Source organism: Bacillus sp. FSL K6-2839 (assembly GCF_038003365.1).
Classification (GTDB): Bacteria; Bacillota; Bacilli; order Bacillales; family Bacillaceae; genus Bacillus.
In genome coordinates this window covers 126,982-146,022 of sequence record NZ_JBBOOZ010000001.1, presented here as the reverse complement: position 1 = coordinate 146,022, position 19,041 = coordinate 126,982, and the positions used below count along the sequence as shown (strand labels likewise).

The 19,041-nt window shown below is 41.8% G+C and carries 20 protein-coding genes and 1 riboswitch; of the genes, 3 read left to right on the top strand and 17 right to left on the bottom strand.

The features are described from left to right. Positions 1-4: 4 nt before the first annotated feature. From MHH26_RS00520 to acpS, 4 genes are all read right to left on the bottom strand, one after another. Positions 5-286 (bottom strand): hypothetical protein, encoded by a 282-nt coding sequence (locus tag MHH26_RS00520; protein WP_012008995.1) that lies wholly within the window; start codon positions 284-286, stop codon positions 5-7. A gap of 293 nt (positions 287-579) precedes the next feature. Next, positions 580-1,761 (bottom strand): alanine racemase, encoded by a 1,182-nt coding sequence (gene alr, locus MHH26_RS00515; RefSeq protein WP_340971749.1) that lies wholly within the window; start codon positions 1,759-1,761, stop codon positions 580-582. A gap of 136 nt (positions 1,762-1,897) precedes the next feature. Then, on the bottom strand, positions 1,898-2,914 hold the full coding sequence (locus tag MHH26_RS00510) for a LolA family protein (RefSeq protein WP_106037124.1): 1,017 nt from the start codon (positions 2,912-2,914) through the stop codon (positions 1,898-1,900). A gap of 160 nt (positions 2,915-3,074) precedes the next feature. Further along, on the bottom strand, positions 3,075-3,440 hold the full coding sequence (acpS, locus tag MHH26_RS00505; protein ID WP_106056745.1) for a holo-ACP synthase: 366 nt from the start codon (positions 3,438-3,440) through the stop codon (positions 3,075-3,077). Between the two features lie 94 nt (positions 3,441-3,534). Between acpS and MHH26_RS00500 the strand changes: the two genes are divergently transcribed. Then, positions 3,535-4,140 (top strand): rhomboid family intramembrane serine protease, encoded by a 606-nt coding sequence (locus MHH26_RS00500; protein WP_060595589.1) that lies wholly within the window; start codon positions 3,535-3,537, stop codon positions 4,138-4,140. Positions 4,141-4,196: 56 nt separating this feature from the next. On the opposite strand, the gene MHH26_RS00495 is transcribed toward MHH26_RS00500, so the two are convergent. From MHH26_RS00495 to MHH26_RS00465, 7 genes are all read right to left on the bottom strand, one after another. Next, positions 4,197-5,696: a PH domain-containing protein gene (locus tag MHH26_RS00495; protein WP_334750828.1), complete on the bottom strand. Its 1,500-nt coding sequence runs from the start codon at positions 5,694-5,696 to the stop codon at positions 4,197-4,199. Then, the gene (locus MHH26_RS00490) at positions 5,686-6,165 is read right to left on the bottom strand and encodes a PH domain-containing protein (RefSeq protein ID WP_106031673.1); all 480 of its coding nucleotides are present in this window, start codon (positions 6,163-6,165) and stop codon (positions 5,686-5,688) included. Before MHH26_RS00490 ends, MHH26_RS00495 begins: the two co-directional genes overlap by 11 nt. Positions 6,166-6,277: 112 nt before the next feature. Continuing rightward, a complete protein-coding gene (cshA, locus tag MHH26_RS00485) occupies positions 6,278-7,768 on the bottom strand; it encodes a degradosome RNA helicase CshA (RefSeq protein ID WP_060595587.1) in 1,491 nt (496 codons plus the stop codon). Between the two features lie 165 nt (positions 7,769-7,933). Beyond that, positions 7,934-8,272, bottom strand: coding sequence for a glutamate synthase (locus MHH26_RS00480; RefSeq protein ID WP_034663966.1), 339 nt, complete (start codon positions 8,270-8,272; stop codon positions 7,934-7,936). Positions 8,273-8,399: 127 nt separating this feature from the next. Continuing rightward, complete coding sequence (locus MHH26_RS00475) at positions 8,400-9,092, bottom strand: alpha/beta hydrolase (RefSeq protein WP_034663968.1); 693 nt, start codon at positions 9,090-9,092, stop codon at positions 8,400-8,402. Positions 9,093-9,118: 26 nt separating this feature from the next. After that, the gene (locus MHH26_RS00470) at positions 9,119-10,483 is read right to left on the bottom strand and encodes a UDP-N-acetylmuramoyl-tripeptide--D-alanyl-D-alanine ligase (RefSeq protein WP_106031671.1); all 1,365 of its coding nucleotides are present in this window, start codon (positions 10,481-10,483) and stop codon (positions 9,119-9,121) included. Positions 10,484-10,564: 81 nt separating this feature from the next. Then, positions 10,565-11,647, bottom strand: coding sequence for a D-alanine--D-alanine ligase (locus MHH26_RS00465; RefSeq protein WP_060595585.1), 1,083 nt, complete (start codon positions 11,645-11,647; stop codon positions 10,565-10,567). A gap of 184 nt (positions 11,648-11,831) precedes the next feature. Between MHH26_RS00465 and MHH26_RS00460 the strand changes: the two genes are divergently transcribed. Both MHH26_RS00460 and fbpB read left to right on the top strand, forming a co-directional pair. Then, positions 11,832-12,152: a thioredoxin family protein gene (locus MHH26_RS00460; protein ID WP_034663973.1), complete on the top strand. Its 321-nt coding sequence runs from the start codon at positions 11,832-11,834 to the stop codon at positions 12,150-12,152. A gap of 350 nt (positions 12,153-12,502) precedes the next feature. After that, positions 12,503-12,652 carry a Fur-regulated basic protein FbpB gene (gene fbpB, locus MHH26_RS00455; protein WP_340971741.1) on the top strand — a complete coding sequence of 50 codons (150 nt, stop codon included), beginning with the start codon at positions 12,503-12,505 and terminating at the stop codon, positions 12,650-12,652. 103 nt (positions 12,653-12,755) lie between these two features. On the opposite strand, the gene MHH26_RS00450 is transcribed toward fbpB, so the two are convergent. The 6 genes from MHH26_RS00450 to dctP form a co-directional block, all read right to left on the bottom strand. Continuing rightward, positions 12,756-13,091 carry a hypothetical protein gene (locus MHH26_RS00450; protein ID WP_008359528.1) on the bottom strand — a complete coding sequence of 112 codons (336 nt, stop codon included), beginning with the start codon at positions 13,089-13,091 and terminating at the stop codon, positions 12,756-12,758. 117 nt (positions 13,092-13,208) lie between these two features. Then, positions 13,209-13,976: an ABC transporter permease gene (locus MHH26_RS00445; protein ID WP_340971738.1), complete on the bottom strand. Its 768-nt coding sequence runs from the start codon at positions 13,974-13,976 to the stop codon at positions 13,209-13,211. Then, the gene (locus MHH26_RS00440) at positions 13,954-14,880 is read right to left on the bottom strand and encodes an ABC transporter ATP-binding protein (RefSeq protein WP_307499086.1); all 927 of its coding nucleotides are present in this window, start codon (positions 14,878-14,880) and stop codon (positions 13,954-13,956) included. Before MHH26_RS00440 ends, MHH26_RS00445 begins: the two co-directional genes overlap by 23 nt. A 126-nt stretch (positions 14,881-15,006) precedes the next feature. Further along, complete coding sequence (locus MHH26_RS00435; protein WP_307499085.1) at positions 15,007-16,248, bottom strand: dicarboxylate/amino acid:cation symporter; 1,242 nt, start codon at positions 16,246-16,248, stop codon at positions 15,007-15,009. Between the two features lie 77 nt (positions 16,249-16,325). Beyond that, positions 16,326-16,459: riboswitch (cyclic di-AMP (ydaO/yuaA leader) on the bottom strand. Between the two features lie 64 nt (positions 16,460-16,523). Then, a complete protein-coding gene (locus tag MHH26_RS00430; protein WP_034663979.1) occupies positions 16,524-17,546 on the bottom strand; it encodes an AI-2E family transporter in 1,023 nt (340 codons plus the stop codon). Between the two features lie 211 nt (positions 17,547-17,757). Then, positions 17,758-19,026, bottom strand: coding sequence for a C4-dicarboxylate transporter DctP (gene dctP / locus MHH26_RS00425; RefSeq protein WP_034666695.1), 1,269 nt, complete (start codon positions 19,024-19,026; stop codon positions 17,758-17,760). Between the last annotated feature and the right edge of the window lie 15 nt (positions 19,027-19,041).

Below are 19,041 nucleotides of genomic sequence, written 5' to 3'. Positions count from 1 at the left end.
ATGTTTAACCCCCGCTGACTAATCGCTCAACTGTATTCTCAGCCTCAAACTCTGCGTATTGTGCCTCTGAAGAGATATTCAGATTAATTTTCGCCATCTCCATGTAGCCGCGTCTCATCGATTCACGATTTTGTCGAATATTACGTTCACGAATATACGTTTTTGTCGCTCGGTAGATCAATTCATTTCTTGTTACCTTATCCTGCTCTGCTACTCGTTCGATCTCAGACATTAAAGTCTCCGGCAGTCGAATCTTCATTTCGTTTGTTGCGCTGGATTCAGACAAAAAACATACACCTCCACAAAACTTACGGATACCGTATCGATCCATTCCAAGACTAATCATACCATTATTCAATGCACAAGCAAAGCTGTTTTTTCATGATTTCTTATTAGAACATGAAGCGGCTCGCCACCCGTAAATCAAGATGATAATGGAGTTCCTCTTTCCCATTATACGCTTTTTTCCGAAAATCATACGGTATTTCCAAAATCTCTAAAAAAGGGAGAATGTTTACCCTACTTTTGTCGAATAAAAAAGAACGAAGTCAGTTTGACCATCGTTCTTTTGAACACTGTTTATAAAAAGCTTGGCCCGCTTTGAAGCAGCGGATTCCGTACATGCACTCTTTTGCCGTCCTCCATATATACTCTTGGGATGCGGTGGCCAATCGAGCAAGTGACTTCATAGTTAATGGTTTCAAGCCTTTTTGCGATTTCATCGACTGATACCATGTCTTCCCCTTGCTTACCAATTAAAACGACCGGCTCCCCTACTGGAAGATTGTCTTTCAGTTCAATCATGAATTGATCCATGCAAACCCTTCCTGCGATCTTCCGGCGCTTTCCGCCAACGAGCACTTCCGTTCCTGCCAGCTTCCTGATCCACCCATCTGCATAGCCGACTGGAACCGTGCCGATCCACGTATCTTGATTGGCTGTATACGTCGCCCCGTAGCTGACACTCTCACCCTTTTGAATGTGCTTCACATGGGCAAGCTTTGTATGAAGAGACATGGCTTCTTCCAGCTTGAAAGGCAATTCATCCTTGATTTCTTCTGACGGTGACAGCCCGTACATACTGATGCCGAAGCGAACCATATTAAACAAAACGTCTTTAAACCTTTGACCCGCTGCACTGTTGGCGCAATGAACGAGCAGCTTGTCCGTATGAAGCGGCTCGAGCAGTGTTTGAAAGGTATCGACCTGCCGATCAAAGTAGGCCTCATCCCTTTCATCAGCTGTCGCAAAGTGAGTAAATACGCCTTCCAGCTGTAAATAAGAGTGTTCACTGACAAGCTTTTTCACTTCGTTCACTTGCTCTATCGTTTTCACACCTAATCGGTTCATTCCGCTGTCTATTTTCAAATGAAAACGTATAGGTTGTCCCATCTGCCCTTTCACCATTGTGGTGACTTCTCTCAGCCAATCGATGGAGTAAGCGGTCATGATGACATTGTATCGAACGGCGGCTTTGACATATTCCGGCGGTACGGCGCCGAGTACAAGAATCGGTGCTTTGATGCCTTTATTTCTTAAAGAAACGGCCTCATCTAAAAAGGCTACGGCTAATAAGTCTGCTCCTGCTTTGAGGGCAGCTCTTGCCACTTCTATATCTCCATGTCCATATGCATTGGCTTTCACCACAGCCATCAGTTGAACACTTTGACCAATATGATCTTTCATATGTGAAACATTATGCTTAATTGCTGTTAAATTAATTTCTGCCCATGTGTCTCTATAAAAGGCATTTGTGTCCATCCGTCACACTTCCCTATTGAATGATTCAATACCTTTATTATGATACTAAAATTCAAGAATAATGTGAAACAAATCAAAGAAAATCAGCCCTTGCATAGGGCTGATGTTTCATTTCCAAGGCTCTCGCCTGAGATATTTATTTAGCTGACTGGCCTTCTACACTCTTTGCAACCATCAAGAGCTCTTCCTTCGATAGATCACTTGAAGAAATCAAGTAGTCCACTCCGTCAGATGTCCATGAAAGGGATTGATCTGTGAGAACCCCAACTGTCATGCCAAGGTCGACTGGCTCGCCGTTCATCGTCACAGGCGTAGATGCTTCAGCTACTCTCGCTTTTTCCTGAATGAGTGTGAAGGATTTCTTACCGCCATACGTCATCACATAACGTTTCCCAGCATCTGTCATCATTTCTTTCTCTTCCATCTTCTTCACGCCCTCTGGCATATCAACTGGCGTTTTCACCGCAAAGCTGTCAGATGAGTCTGCACTTGTGGCTACATCCATTTGAGAGAGTGTCATGTTTTTCTTCTCATCAAATGCATCTTTGTCAAAGGATTTATTGAATTCAAAGTGAGAGAATTCCACTTTCACCATTGGCTTTTTGTCGCTATCCAGTACTTTCACACTGGCAGGCGCCATTGTTTTTTTATGAAAGGTAATCTCTTGGGTAGGCAGCATTTGGTTGTGCTGATAATTGGTTTTGGTTTCGAACACATACTTTGAATCTTTCGCTTTGAACTGAGCTGCACTGTCATTTTTAATGTCCTTCACGAGTGACTCAAATAAGTAGACCTGACTGCTATTATTTGGCCAATCACTGTGGAAACGGAAGCTCTTGTTCAATGAAGGTGTCAGCACAAACACACCATTGCCATTTCTTAAAATGACTTGACTCTGATCCTTTTTCGGATTTTCTAAATAGACACGGTAAAGTTCCGGCTTCTTGTACCAAATCTCTACTCGATACTCCTGCGGGTCATTTCCTGTCTCAATGGTCATTTTTGCTTTGGCTTTGTATGATGTCATTTCCTCTGCCTTTTTGTTTAAATCTCCAACGATATCCTGCTGAGATTTTTGACCGCATGCGGAGAGAATCAGTACAAAAAGGATTCCCGTTACAAGCAAAACAAAGCTTTTTCTCACCCTTTTCAACCCCTTCGTTAATTGTGTTAAAAGGAAGAAACCGCTTGTTTGACTTTAACAGTACGCCTCAAGAGTTAACTGCGTACCGCGAACCATCAAAGCCTGTTAGCAACTCGCCCTTCCTTATCGCACTACCCAATATATGAAGGGGGGACAAACAATATGCAGACTAGCTTGACAACCTTTCAATTAAAACTTGTGCAGCAGCATATTCTTTCGTGTGAGTGATGGACACATGAACCTGGTCGCCCATCGTTTTCTTGCTTTTGATGAAAGGTTTTCCATGTTCGTCTTTCTGGATTTCCAAGTCATGAAAGCTTAAATGCCGTCCGATTCCCGTTCCGTAAGCTTTAGCGAAAGCTTCCTTTGCTGCAAACCGTCCCGCCAAAAATTCCAGCTGCCTCTTTTCACTGAGTTCGTTAAAGATGTCTTGTTCACTTAACGTTAAAATTCGTTCTGGTAAACGAGGCTGTCTGTTAAGCACTCGCGCGAGCCGGTTGATTTCTACAATATCAATGCCTATTCCTTTGATCATGAGGTACCTCCTATGATACTCGTACTAATTTGGATGTTCTCTTCATAAACGTGTTACTATAAACTTACCATTATCTAGTCAAAAGGGGTTTGTTATGTTTATTCGAACGGAGAGCTTTCAACAATTTATTAGATCGTATCCAATCGTAACAACGATTCTTGCTTTGCAAATTGGTCTGTGGCTTATATTTGCGATTCCTATTCCTCTTATACAGCTTGGTCACGATCATCTCGTCGGTTTCAATTATGGGGTAGCTGCCGGAGAATGGTGGCGGCTCGTCACACCTATTTTCCTTCACGGAAGTCTGACCCATATTTTGTTCAATTCTATGTCCTTGTTCTTATTCGCTCCAGCGCTTGAGTATTTGCTTGGGAAGGTTCGATTTCTGATCATCTATCTTGGTGCAGGGTTCATTGGCAATCTCGGAACCTATTGGGTAGAGCCTTTAGAGTATGTACATGTCGGCGCTTCTGGTGCCATCTTCGGTTTGTTTGGCGTTTATTTATACCTTGTTCTATTTAAACCGCACATGATGGACCGCGGCAATTCTCAGGTGATCATAACGATTCTTGCAGTCTCTGTCATCATGACTTTCGTTAACTCAAACATCAATATTATGGCTCACTTATTTGGATTGATCGGCGGCATGCTTTTAGCACCTCTTACGCTATTTTTCCATTCAAAAAAAAGACGCTACTAACCTCATAAAAAATGTCGATCACTCCTATGAACGGGAAGCTGATCGACATTTTTTGTTTAAGAAGATTTATTTTTTTCATACGAATACCAATCCATTACACGTGCAGCATCTTCTTCCTCAAGGTGATGCACACCAAAGGAATCAAGCAGTGCAGAGGATTTCACAAAGGTGTGAATACTCGCCAATCGGCCTTTCTTTTGGAAGAAAGATTGCGTCATCGTATAGTTTTGCATTCGTTTTCTCAAGACAATGCCAGTGGTTTTGCCAATGCCTCTTGATGTCAGTTGAATCAATGGATCTTTGATCGTATAGCCTGATTGTTTATAAGCTAAATAGCCAAAAACCAAAGCAATAGGAAGTGGAATGAGTGCCAAATACCCCCATGGTGGAAAACGTACAGATAGGATCACGCCGACAAGTAATGGCACAAAGCCGTAAGAGATCAGGTAGCGTTTGAGTGAACGCTTTGGCACCTTTTTCAGTTCAGCTTCTGGCGCCAAGTGATAATGATCTGTGAATTGAGACAGCAGTTCGTTGATTTTTTTCTTCCGAATCAGCGGAAATAAGACGGAAGAGGTTTCTTTTTCTGTAATAGAACCTCCTGCACTCACAAGCATCACCGTCGCAAAGCCAAAAGGCTCACGGAGAATATTTTCTTTGATTTTCACTGCTTGAATTCTCGCAAGTGGAATGGTCATTTGATGCCTCTCGATGAGCCCTCTTGTGATAATGATGTCTTTCCCTTTTCGTTTTGCGGTAAAATTCGCATATTGAAGGGCTGTTACCCCAACACTAAGAATCCACGCAATCAATACGGCAAGAAATATGAGAATCGCATAAATCTCAACACTCGCATGACTTAAAAAAGAGAACCGCTTGACGAATCCGTCCAAAGGAAGAATTTCATCTATTTGTGTGTAAATGGCGAGACACCCGGAAATAATGACTCCGATTCCGCTTGAAGTGGTCGCAGCCAAAAGCAGCTCTGGTACACCCATCCGATAGGAAACATTCATTTCTTCTTCTACAGGTTGTTGCGCTGTCAGAGGATCATGCGGAACATCCCCATTTTCATCCAACATCTCTTCTTGCTGCAAGCTTTTCTTCCGGTTGAAAATCGATTGCTTTAATTGTTCCGCTTCTGCTTTTGTAATCGCCGTCAGGCTCACTTCCGGACCGTCCGTTCCGCCTGCTGTTTCGATTTGGACCCGCACCAAGCCGAAAATCCGCTGGAAGATACCTTCACTTGTATTCACGGTTTGAATTCGTTCTAACGAAATATATTTTTTCTTTTTTGTGATGACGCCCGATTCCACGCGAAATTCATCATCTTCCATCCGGTAGGTGAATCGCCTCCATGCTAAAACGGTTGAAACAGCTTTCCATAAAAGAAGCACACCAAGAATGATAAATGCATAAAAACGAATGCTCGAATTCGAGTTCACAAAAATAAGCACGAAAAAAGGGATAATGAAGTTTTTGATCATGGATACGGCATCTGATATAAAATCAATGAACATCGAGATTGGATGTACACGTTTTGGTTCAGACATCATCTTCCGTCACCCTTGCTAAACGAGATATGTAATCACGAAGCTCATCTGCTTCTTCTAATTCTAGCGCCGGTATATCATGAACTGTAGCAGCAGTCGATATTTGAACAGATGCCAAACGGTAGCGCCTTAAAAGCGGCCCTTGCGATGTATCGACATGCTGGACTCGCACCATCGGTACAATCACACGTGTGATGCGAATGAGTCCATGCTGAATTTCAATTTCATTTTCGAATACTTCGTAGCGCCAGATGCGATGACGGATTTTCGGTATAAGCCAAATGCCAAAAATGACCTGTAAGACCCATAAACCGACGAGGATGGCCCCAATCCAATATGGCCATTGAAAATAATAACTAGCAATAAATACCCCAATGATGATGAGTAAGAAAATCAATGAGATAATTCCATTTTGAAGACGCCATACCTTTAATCCATTTAAGCTAATTTGACGTTGCGGCTGTTTTCTCACATTCTTCCCCCATTCTCTTACTTTTCTATCAATATATTACGAAACAGAGCCTAAAAAGTTTCAATAAGCCTGTTAAAAAAAGCGAACCCTGCAAAGGATTCGCTCTTGTATGTTAGTTGTTATAAGATTTCTTTTGACGACGATCGTTAGAAGAACGATTGCGGTCATTTGATGAACGCTTTTTATCACCGTAAGATGAACGGCTTTTCCCGCGATAGCCGCCTCCTCCGCCGCCGTCTCTACGTTTAGAAGAGCTGCGGTTGTTGCGATTGCGTTTTGAAATCATTGGTGCTTCATCTGTCAAACGAACAGGCGTTGCATCTGGCTCTTTTGTCATCATTTTGATGGCAGCCGCAACCACTGTGACAGAATCATTATCTTCTAGCAATTCAGCAGCAGCTGTCATGTAGAAGTTTAAGTTGTTTTCACTGATGATTGTGCGCAGACGATCAATGGTTACTTGCTGTTGACCTTCAATTGCTTCATCTAGAGTTGGTTCTTTCATACGTTCCATTTTACGTTTAGTCGTTTGCTCAATGGCACGAAGCATATCTTTTTCACGCGGTGTGATAAATGTCACCGCCATACCTGTACGTCCAGCACGGCCTGTACGTCCAATACGGTGTACGTAGCTCTCTGGATCTTGTGGCACGTCAAAGTTATACACGTGTGTTACGCCTGAGATATCAAGTCCACGTGCTGCAACGTCTGTTGCTACAAGCACATCGATTGAACCTTCTTTGAATTTACGAAGCGCAACCATACGTTTCGCTTGTGTCAGGTCACCATGAATTCCTTCAGCTGTATAACCTCTAAGGTTAAGTGCTTCTGTCAATTCGTCAACACGGCGCTTCGTACGGCCGAAGACAATTGAAAGCTCAGGCGATTGAATGTCAAGAAGACGAGTCAATGTATCAAACTTCTTACGCTCGTGGATATCCAAGTAGAACTGTTGGATGTTAGAGACAGTCATTTCTTTTGCTTTTACTTTTACGTGTTCTGGGTTTGTCATGAAACGTTCTGCAATGCGCTTAATTGGTGCAGGCATTGTCGCAGAGAATAAAAGTGTTTGGTGTTCACTTGGTACATTTGAAAGGATCGATTCAATGTCTTCGATGAAACCCATGTTTAGCATTTCGTCTGCTTCATCTAGCACAACAGTTTCAACATTTTGAAGACGCATTGTACGACGGTTAATGTGATCGAGTAAACGTCCTGGAGTCCCTACGATGATATGAGGATTTTTCTTGAGCGAACGGATTTGGCGGCCGATATCTTGTCCACCGTAAATCGGAAGTACGCGCGCACGCTTGTCTTGGCCAATTTTGTATAGCTCTTCCGATACTTGAATCGCTAGTTCTCTTGTTGGCGCAATGATAATCGCTTGGATATTTGGAGACGCTGGGTCGATTTTTTCTACAAGAGGAATACCAAATGCTGCAGTTTTTCCTGTTCCTGTTTGTGCTTGTCCAATGACATCTTTATTCTGAAGACCGAGAGGAATTGTTTCCGCTTGAATCGGTGTTGCTTCTTCAAATCCCATGCGGTTAATAGCTTTCATGAGACTTTCGCTTAATTGAAAATCTTGAAACGTTATAGTCAAATTATTCAAACTCCTTCTAATTGCTGTTTCAGTAATCTCGTGAATGATCATTAAAAACTGCCCTTTTCCGAAAGGACAGGTCCATTATATACAAAGCCCGAATTACCCTACCTTATATCTTACCATTACACTATTTGTTTTTCAACAAGACAGAAATGGATATATCTACTGTTCCACAATGACAGATTCACCATCACTTTGATCTCCATCCATCCATTTCCACTTTTCGAACAGTTGAATTTTTCCGTTATCCAACTGCTTAGGTGTAGAATTGCAAGACCCGCTTCTCATGCTGCCGTCTTTGCTGACATGGTGGTACCTAAAATGAAGTGTTCCATCCTCATTCACAGTTCCTACAAGTACACCAGATACAATACTGCCGCCTTGATATGTGCCCGTTAATATATTCCCGTCCTGACGATATTGAAATATGGTTCCTGCCGATACTTCTCCGTTACTCGAATTAGACTGCGGGACAAAGGTTTTTCCGTCATAATGAAACAACCGAATCAACCACCTTTTCTTTCCTATTGTACCATAGGCTTGTCACTCATTCGACAAAAATGATGCAATTTTTAACAAGTGGGATTCAATTTATATTAGTTTAGCCACATTTTCGCTTTTCTATAGATTAAATTGTTTTTTTTAGAAATTGCTCTACTTTTTCAAACAATTGCTGTGCACATGGCTCGTGACAAACATGGTGTTTACAATCAGGTAAATAAAACATTTCTTTCTGACGAGACGGGATTTTATGATCAATAAATTCTGCACTTGAAGCGGGCACAATCCCATCACTTTCACCTTGAACAATTAACACAGGGAGGTGAAGCTTCTCAAGGGAGCTCTTCGTTTGCTTCACCAGCTTCATAAATTCTACAGCAGCTGACAGCGGCGTGCTCGTTAGCTTATGGCGGTATCTATCATACAAAGGATTCGTATCAATCAGCCCAGACAATGATTCCTTCAGCATCTGCCTTGTGTCTTGAATCATTTGTTTTGGATTCACATATTTAGCCGCAGCACTTAAAAGGACGAGACGAGCAACCGGATACTTCGCTGCAAGATAAGAAGCGATCATTCCTCCCATGGAAAAGCCGATCAAAAAAATGGTGTCGCATGTTCGGTAAAGAGATAGAAGTTCTAATTCAGCTGTTGCAATCCATTCTTGATAGAAAATGCCTTTGAGCTGAAGCTCATCCCCATGCCCCGGAAGCGTGACTGACTGAACGTTCCAATCTGTCTTCTGCTTTAAATATTGCGCCAGCGGTTCCACTTCATAGGGGGCGCCAGTGAATCCATGTATACATAGACAGCCAATCATTCTGTCACCTTCTTTGCGCTCACTCTTTATAGTGCAGTAATGACTTCTTCTAATCTCATGCCGCGTGAGGCTTTGACTAGAACAACATCGTCAGGACCTGCTACGTCAGCAAGTTTTTTCTTCAGTTCCTCTTTGTCCATAAATGAGAACACGCGCGCGTCACCGAATGATTGCTTTGCTCCTTCAGCGATGAATGCACCTAGGCGGCCATACGTCATCACATGATCAATAAATTCAGGCTTGATGTAGCGGCCTAGTTCATAATGATACGTTTCTTCTTCGCTGCCCATCTCGAGCATGTCTCCAAGGACAAGAATGCGATTAGCGAAGCCGTCCATATCTCCTACAAGATCAATTGCAGCTTTCATGGAAGTAGGACTTGCATTATACGCATCATTGATAACAGTGATTCCTTTCTCTGTTTTAAACAGCTCAAGACGCATCCCTGTCAACTTTGTTTGCATGAGTCCTTGGGCGATTTGTCTTTCATTCAGTCCAAAGTGCTGGCCTATGGCAATTGCCGCAAGGGCATTCTTCACATTATGTTTCCCTAATACAGGAATGAGAAACCCCTGAGCATACCCTTCGACTTGAAATTCAGTTCCTTCTGCAAGCTGGTTGATATGCGTTACCTTGATATCACAGTCCTCTGCTTCTCCAAAGGTTTTCACACGCTGCGAAAGTGCAGTCGCTCTCTCGCGCAGCAAGGGTTCATCTCCTAAGTAATAAAAGATGCCATCCTCTTTTAATCCTTTTGTGATTTCACATTTTGCATCAGCAATGGCTTCTCTTGATCCCAAATCTTGCATATGAGATTCTCCAATATTGGTGATGACTGCTGCATCAGGCTCAGCGAGTTTTGACAAAAACTCGATCTCACCTTTTGCACTCATCCCCATCTCCAACACAGCAATATCTGTTCCTTCCGGCATTGCAAGAATGGTGAGAGGTAGACCGATATGATTATTAAAGTTACCATCTGTTTTATGAACTTGGTAAGCCGTTTGTAAGACGGAATGAATCATGTCTTTCGTTGTGGTTTTCCCATTACTTCCTGTAATACCGACAACACGAGGTTTTTCTTCTTTCAAGTATGATTTTGCCAGCTGTTGAAGTGCTGCCAGTGTATCCTCTACAAGAATGACAGGTACACCGAACGGTGGATTGGCTTCTTTTTGATTCCAAAGAACAGCTGCGGCTCCAAGCTCCACTGCTTTAGAAGCAAATGTGTGACCGTTAAAATGTTCTCCAATTAGGGGGATAAACAATGCACCTTTTGATACTTTTCGTGTATCTGTTGTCACTCCGAGAATTTGCTCTTCGCCAAAAGCTTGATTAGATAGTGTCCCACCAGCCATTTGGGCGATTTGTTTCACTGTACGTTTGATCATGATTTTTTCGCCTCTCTTTCTCATTTCACGTTTGAAGGAAAAGAGACACTACCTAAGGATAGTGTCTGCTTGTTGCTCACATTAAAAAGTCGTTTTAATGGTTTGTTTTTCTTGATGGCGTTCAATTGCAAGTGACACTAGCTTTTCAATCAGCTCTGGATACTCTACACCAGTGTGTTTCCAAAGCAGCGGGAACATACTAAATGGTGTGAATCCAGGCATTGTATTCACTTCATTGATCAACACTTCGCCTTTTTCTGTGAGGAAGAAGTCTGCACGTACAAGACCAGAACCATCGAGGGCTTTAAATGCCTTAATCGCCATATCATGAATCGTCTTGTATTCATCCTCTGACACACTTGCAGGAATGATCAAATCTGTATCGCCATCTTCATATTTTGCTTTGTAGTCATAAAAATCTGTTTTAGGTGCAATTTCACCAACGACAGAGCATTTCGGCTCGTCATTTCCTAATACACCAATTTCGATTTCTCTTCCAACGACGCCTTCTTCGACGACCACACGACGATCATATTGGAAAGCCAAATCGAATGCGGTTTGCAGCTCTTCTTTGCTGCGGCATTTGCTAATTCCAACACTTGACCCCATGTTGGCAGGTTTCACAAAGCATGGATAGCCAAGTATTTGTTCCACCTGTTCTAAGCTGTCTGGTGTGGCCTTTTCATAGTCTTTTTTATTGAAGGAAAGGTGCTTTGCTTGTGCAAGTCCTGCTTGAGCAAAAACATCTTTCATCATGACTTTATCCATACCCGCGGCAGAAGCAAGAACGCCGTTGCCGACATACGGGATATTTAGCAGTTCAAGTAATCCTTGCATCGTTCCATCTTCACCATTTGGCCCGTGCAGCAATGGGAAGACAACATCAATCTTCTCATCAGCAGATGCAGGCTGCGGAAACATGCTCTCATTTAAAGAAGTTGGTAAAAACGTCTTTGCGTTCTGTTCAAATTGAAGCATTTTGACGTTTGAAACTGGTTCAGTGAGTTTTTCTCCTCTTAGCCATTCACCCTCTTCTGTAATATAAATTGGATGTATATCGAACTTCTCAGTGTTAAGTGCTTTTGTAACTGCAAGGGCTGTTTGCAGTGATACATTATGTTCGGCTGACTTTCCGCCGTAAATCAATCCTAAACTTATTTTCAATGGATACTCCCCCCACTAAAATTCATCTTTACTATCTTATCACTTTCAAGCAAAAATGCTCTAATTAATTTTTGTTGTTACGGAATTGAAATGATTTGTAAAGGTTGTAAGCGCCTCCCGAGCATTTGTATGTCATTCGCCATTATTTTATATTAAAATGACATTGAAAAGGAGTTGTGACAAATTGAAAAAAATCACAAGTACTGAACAATTCAATGAAATCATTCAATCTGACAAAGAAGTCATCGTTAAATTCTTTGCAACATGGTGTCCTGACTGTACAAGAATGGACATGTTCATTCCAGACATCTTAGAGGCTTATGCTCACCATGAATGGTTTGAAATAAACAAAGATGATTTCCCTGAATTAGCAGAAACGTATCAGGTCATGGGTATTCCAAGCCTGTTGATTTTCAAAAATGGCGAAAAAACAGGTCATTTACACAGCGCAAACGCAAAATCACCTGAAGAAGTGACAGAGTTTCTTCAAGGGCACGTTTCTTAATGGGTTAAACGAAGGACATCAGCAAACGTTTGCTGGTGTCTTTTTTCTTCTCCATCTCTTACATCAAATCTCTCCATAAGACGAGTTGCACATCCAAAACGTTTCAATGAGCGAAAGAATGTTTTATATAGATGTTTCACTTACGACAAGAAATAACAGGAATTATTTCCTGGGAAAGAATGAGCGTCGATTCGGCTTGGAATATGTCGGTTACGTGAATTTTCTGAATTGAATCTTTACTTCTGACATTTCGCTTTGTATAATAGAGTTGCCAATTGATAATGATTATCAATTTCATCTATGTGAAATCCTATAGACGTCTATACTTATATAAAGGAGCGATGAGTCACATGTCTAAGAAGAAAATCAAAACATATCAGCAATTGATTGAAGAGAACAAGAAGGCCATCATGCGCGACCCTAAAATGATGGAAAGTATATACGAAAACATCGACAAAAAGCATCAGAAGCAGCTTGCAGCTGCTGGACGTGAATCATAAACATAAGACGAGCAGTCACAGCTGGCTGCTCGTCTCTTTTGTCTTTTTGAACAGAAATAAAAAAGCCGATAAAATCGCATCATAGATTTTATCGGCTTTTGTTTTAATGTGATTTCGCTACACGGTCCTGCTTCATTCCTAAATAAATGAGCATATATGTGAGATAACCCATTGTCATTGTTAAACCACCGAAGAAGAACTGAGAAAAGACAGGCTCCTCAAATGTTGTGACGGCAGCAAGAATGATCCAGCTCGCATATAAATAAACCATGAACCATTTCATGTTTCTTTTAAGTGTATACAGAAAGAAAAGACCCGCTAACGAAAAGATCCCCAGCGCTAGTCTGAAATAAACAAGATGATCAAACTGGAAGGCAAAAGACACAAACGAAAACGACAGCAGCAACAAAATTGGTAAAGCCGTAATGAAATTTTTCACGATAGTGCCACCTCCAAGACTCCATCTTATTATAAGACAAAATCAGCCGGTTATCGTGAAATACAGACTCGTTTTCACAAATATGTCACGAATTTTTCTTGTTATTTGACACAATTTTTACACATTTACATCACGTTTCCAAAAAAGAACCCAAGCCGTGCCAACAAAGAAAACAAAATGCGCCCCCACTATAAATAGAGAAAACAAAGGGCTCATGCCATGGAAGGGCGGCGGTCCTTGAAAGCTGTACTGAGTAAAGTCCGTATTAGCAAAAAGCAGGATTTTCCCCCATTGATTTTCTAAAAGAGACATTATAGGCACAAGTGATTTCGCTGCATATAAAACAAAAAACGAGGTCACAAGCGCAACGAGGCTGTTCCTAAACAAGCTGGAACACATAAAAGCGAAGCTTGCCATCATGATTACTTCCACCCACTGAGATCCGATAACAGCATACGTATGCTGAAATAATCGTCCCGTACTTTCATCAAATTCAGTACCAAAGAAAATAAGGCCAAATAAAAAAGCTAATACATAATAAAAAACAAACAAATATATGATCGTCAGCACAAGTGTGATGTATTTTGACAGAAAAATTTGCAGCCTTGTTTTGGGCCGGATCAATAAAAACTTGATCGTCCTTTTTTGAAACTCTGTTGAGATCAAGGTTGCGCCAATGACAACAGCGAGCACCTGTAAAATAAACACGACGTTCGTGGAATAAGCAAAATAATTGGCGAGAGTGTCTTGTCCACCAAAGCTGGAAATGACTCGTTTCAACGCTAGAGCCATCGCCAATTGAAAAACAACGATCAATCCAAGAGCAATGAATGTGATCTTTTTCCTCATAATTTTCTTATGCTCATTCTTGATGAGTTGAAGCATCTGCCGTCCCGCCTTCCGTCCATTTTATAAATGCCTCTTCAATTGATGGCTTTTGAGGCGTCATTTCAAGTACATCAAACCCAGCCAGAACAAGCTGTTTGTTCAGCTCAGGCACTTGTTCTTTGTTCAATTGAAGTAATACACGCGCTCCATTTCGTTCATATGTATAGGCCTGCGTGTCGAGCCACGAAACCACCTTTTCCACTGGCTGAATATTCATGAGTATCTGTTCTTTCCCCTCCATGTCCCGGAGCTTCGCACTGGCTTTGATCTGTCCTTTTTGAATGATGATCATGCGGTCACATAGCTCTTCTACCTCATGCAATAAATGTGTGGCAAATAAGACGGACGTTCCTTCTTCTCGTACTAGTGTTTGCAAGTGCTCCCTGAATTCCTTCATACCTGCAGGATCAAGTCCATTTGTCGGTTCGTCTAAAATCAGCAGGTTCGGCTGATGTAATATGGCTTGTGCAATCCCAAGCCTTTGTTTCATCCCCAGTGAATACGTCTTCACCTTCTGATGAATGGCGTGCTCCAGACGAACTCTTTTCACCACTTCCTGCATTCGTTCCTCAGTCACTCCATCGTGCATCGCCGCATACAGTTCAAGGTTTTCAAAGCCTGTTAAATAAGAATAAAATTCGGGATTTTCTATAATTGCACCAACAGATGACATCGCGTGTAGAAAATCCTCATCCTGTGAATATCCATTGATTATGATTCGGCCATTGTTTTTTTTCATCAAGCCAACGATCAAACGAATCAAGGTTGTTTTTCCAGACCCATTTGGCCCAAGTAAGCCGACGATTTCTCCCTTCCCTATTTCTATAGATATATCTTGTAAGATCATTTTCCGGCCAATTCGTTTATCGACTTTCTCTACTTTTAGAACAGCAGACTCCAACGTGGTTCCTCCTTCTGATGTAAAGCCTATGGCGGTAAATAAGACCGCTCATTCTGTTAAAAGTATACCACGCAAGACAAGGGGCCCATGAAAAAAAGGACTGATCGAGTCAGCCCTTCTTTTACATTACATGGATAGGTTCGGTGATGCTGCGTCTTTCTCGTGTTTTTTCTCCGTTTCTGTCACAATCACCGCACATGCTGCGTCACCTGTAATATTGACAACGGTTCTTGCCATATCTAATAAGCGGTCTATGCCAAGGATGAGCGCAATGCCTTCAACAGGCAGATTCACAGAGTTCAGTACCATAGCGAGCATGATGAGCCCAACTCCTGGCACACCCGCTGTGCCGATACTTGCTAAGACAGCCGTTAAGACAACCGTCAGCATTTGGACAAGCGTCAGTTCAACTCCATATACTTGCGCGATAAAAATGGTCGCGACCCCTTGCATAATCGCTGTGCCGTCCATATTAATGGTTGCACCAAGCGGCTGTACAAAGCTTGAAATCGGCTCTGGCACCTTCAAACGTTTCTGGGCTGTTTCCATTGAGACTGGCAGGACTGCGTTACTGCTTGATGTACTAAATGCGACAACCATTGCTGGAGAAAATCCTTTGAAAAACGCCATCGGATTTCGCTTCGCTAAAATGGCGACAGTTGACCCATAAGTCAGGAAGAAATGCAGCACGAGCGCAACTAATACGACCGAGAAATAGAGGCCCATCGCTTTCATCGCATCAAATCCCTGGCTGCCAATTGCGGTTGCGATCAAACCGAATGTTCCGTACGGTGCGAACTTCATCACTATGCCGACAAGAAACATCATTAATTCATTTCCTTGTTCAAACAGCTTTAGCAAACCTTCCGTCTTCTTCCCAAGCATGGCAATGCCAAGGCCTAAAAACACACAAAAGACGATGATTTGAAGCATGTTTCCTTCAACTAAAGATTGGACTGGATTGGTTGGAATGATGTTGAGTAGTGTTTCTGCCATTGATGGGGCTTCCTCTGCGGAATAATCAGCCGCTTTCGTATCAAAATTACCGAATGCTCCCGGCTTGATCAATAAGGCTAATGAAATGCCAATGATGATGGCAAAAGTAGTAGTAAGTAGAAAATAAGTAATGGTTTTTGCGCCGATTCTGCCAAGCTTTTTCGGATCACCTAGACCTGCTACACCTAGTGTGATGGAAAAGAATACGATCGGCACTACTAACATTTTAATCAAGTTTAAGAAGATTTGACCTAGAGGTGTGAATAGATAAGGATCTAACACTTTGAATACATTTGGAGCGAAAATGTTAAGCAAAAGTCCCGTGATTGCACCTACAATAAGGGCAATAATAATTTTTGTAGCCAGCTTCAATAAAATCTCCCCTTCCTCGTCAAAAAGACCCACGAGAGAGTTTTCTCGTGGGTCTGCGTGTCCTTACATATACCACCGTTTACTCTCTTCACGCCGATGAGGTTAGCTGACGGGTTAGGACGAAGAGATGTCCTTTTTTCTCAACAGAGAAAAATTCACCCCAAAATAGTGGGTCCCCCATTCCTTTAGAAGGATTAAGCGTGTGGTTATTATGATATTTTCATACTATTTATACCTTATTTTTAGAAAATTGTAAACAGGTTCAAATGAACTTTTTAACTACTTTCCTCCTTGTTGGTGACCTCCAAAATATCTAGGATAAACACAAAGATTGGTATACCAATAATGAGTCCCCAAATCCCGATGTAGTGTTCAGAGAAGATCAGCACAATAAATGTGAAGAAAATAGGGAGTTCTGTTTTTGCTGACATGAGCTTCGGGTTTAAGAAGTAGGCTTCAATGGCATGGATGATGACGATCACCAGCACAATATAAAGGACATACATGCCGCCTCCAAGGGTATACGCAATGATGCTGAGTGGAATAAGTGAGATGACCACACCCGCTACTGGGATTAAGCCTAGCAAAAAGACCATAACCGCTAATCCAAATAATTGCGGGAATCCCATAATGCCTAGCGCAATGGTTGTTAAGACACAGTTAACGGTTGCAATAATAAACTGTGCTTCGAGTACCTTTCCAAACGTTCTGGAAAATTTACGTCCAAAGAAGGCTATTTCATGATAGAACACAGAGATTTTACTCGTTTTGAACTTGTTCATGAATTGAATGAGGCGTTCCTTTTCGAACAGGAAGAACATGCTTAATATTAAGGACATAATGACCTGGATACTGAACGTGCTGAAATCTGTTAAGTATGTATAGAGGAAATTAAACCCTTTCTCAAAGTAAGCTGATATTTTAAAATCTCCGAATACGTTGGTGATGACATCAAAGAAGGGTAAATCTTGTGGATGATCTGCAATTTTCTTTCCTAAATGAAATAGCTGCTCCACCTGTTTGGCGATAATTGGCACAAAAACGAATCCGCCAAACGTCAATCCACCAGCCAAAAGAATATACAAAATGGTGATAACCGATTTCTGTCCTATTTTCAGGAAGTGACTTAAAAAACCTCTAATGACCTCTTCTAACCGATTCATCAAAAAGGTGAATATGAAGGTCAAGAGAATTAAATTCATCATTCCTCTTAATAGATATAAGGCTGTGGCTAATACTACAAATACAGAAAACCGCTTAACACCGGGTTTTTCGAACAATTTAAAAAATGCCGCCATTACGTTACACACCTGCCAGGACTAAAGTCTATTTTTCATCGGATCTGATATACATTATATCGGATCTTTCTGTAAATTATATAATAAAAGGTCAATAAGGTCTTACGATTCGTTTTAATTTTATCAAGCTTTAATGTTTTTTCTTTTCAGCACAAGAAAAAACCGAACCCCATGTAGAACATAAGGTTTCGGTTTTTAGGTTGTTTTTATACTATACAGCCTGCTTCATATTGCGCATTTCTTGAAGTGCTGTTTTGCTCTTCGCTTCGTCAAATTCACCTTCACTTTTCGCAACAACGATTGTTGCAATTCCATTTCCAATAAGATTTGTAATGGCTCTTCCTTCGCTCATGAATCGATCTACCCCAAGCAGCAGTGCAAGCCCCTCTAGCGGAATGACCTGTAGTGCAGCGAGTGTAGAAGCCAGCACGATAAATCCGCTTCCTGTCACCCCAGCCGCTCCCTTTGAGGTGAGCATCAGGACAAGGATGATGGTGATCTGCTGACCGATGGACAAGTCTACACCAAACACTTGTGCCAAGAAGACCACAGCCATCGATAAGTAGATCGAGGTTCCATCTAAGTTAAAGGAATACCCTGTTGGGATGACAAGACCAACCACAGACTTAGAGCACCCGTAGCGTTCCATTTTATCCATCATTCTTGGCAGCACGGATTCTGATGAGCTTGTGCCAAGAACAATTAAAATTTCATCCTTGATAAATCGCAGGTAACCGAACAGGCTGAAGCCATACATTTTACAAATGATGTTCAGCACAACGAAGATGAACAGGAACATGGTCATATAAACGGAGAGCATCAGACTTGCGAGCGGTTTAATCGATGCCAAACCAAAGTGTCCGATCGTATAAGCCATTGCCCCAAATGCACCGAGCGGCGCAGCACGCATGATATATCCAATGATTTTAAAGAAAACAAGTGACAGCTTATCAAGCCACTCAATGATTCCTTTCCCCTTCTCGCCAAGTGCAGCAAGCGCAACACCGAATAAAATAGAGAAGAATAAGACCTGTAAAATATCACCCTTTGCAAAAGCATCTACCATATTAGATGGTACGATGTGTGTGACAAATTCCATCCAGTCGATACCCTGTCCCCCATTTTGGGTATACTGTGAAACATCCCCTTTTTCAAGCTTGCTATAGTCCAGACCTGCACCTGGCTTCATGATATTTACCACAAAAAGACCGATGACCAAAGCAAGCGTCGTGACGACTTCAAAATAAATAAATGCTTTTCCCCCAACTTTTCCAACCTTTTTCATATCCCCCATCTTGGCAATACCAAGAACAATGGTTAAGAAAATGATTGGCGCGATGACCATTTTAACGGCATTGATAAAGGTGTCACCAAGCGGCTTCATTTCTTTTCCGACGTTTGGCCAAACCATCCCGACAATGATCCCGATAATGACAGCTGCAATCACCTGAAATGTCAGGTTCTTCAAAAGCCTCTTCATAAAAAATCAACTCCC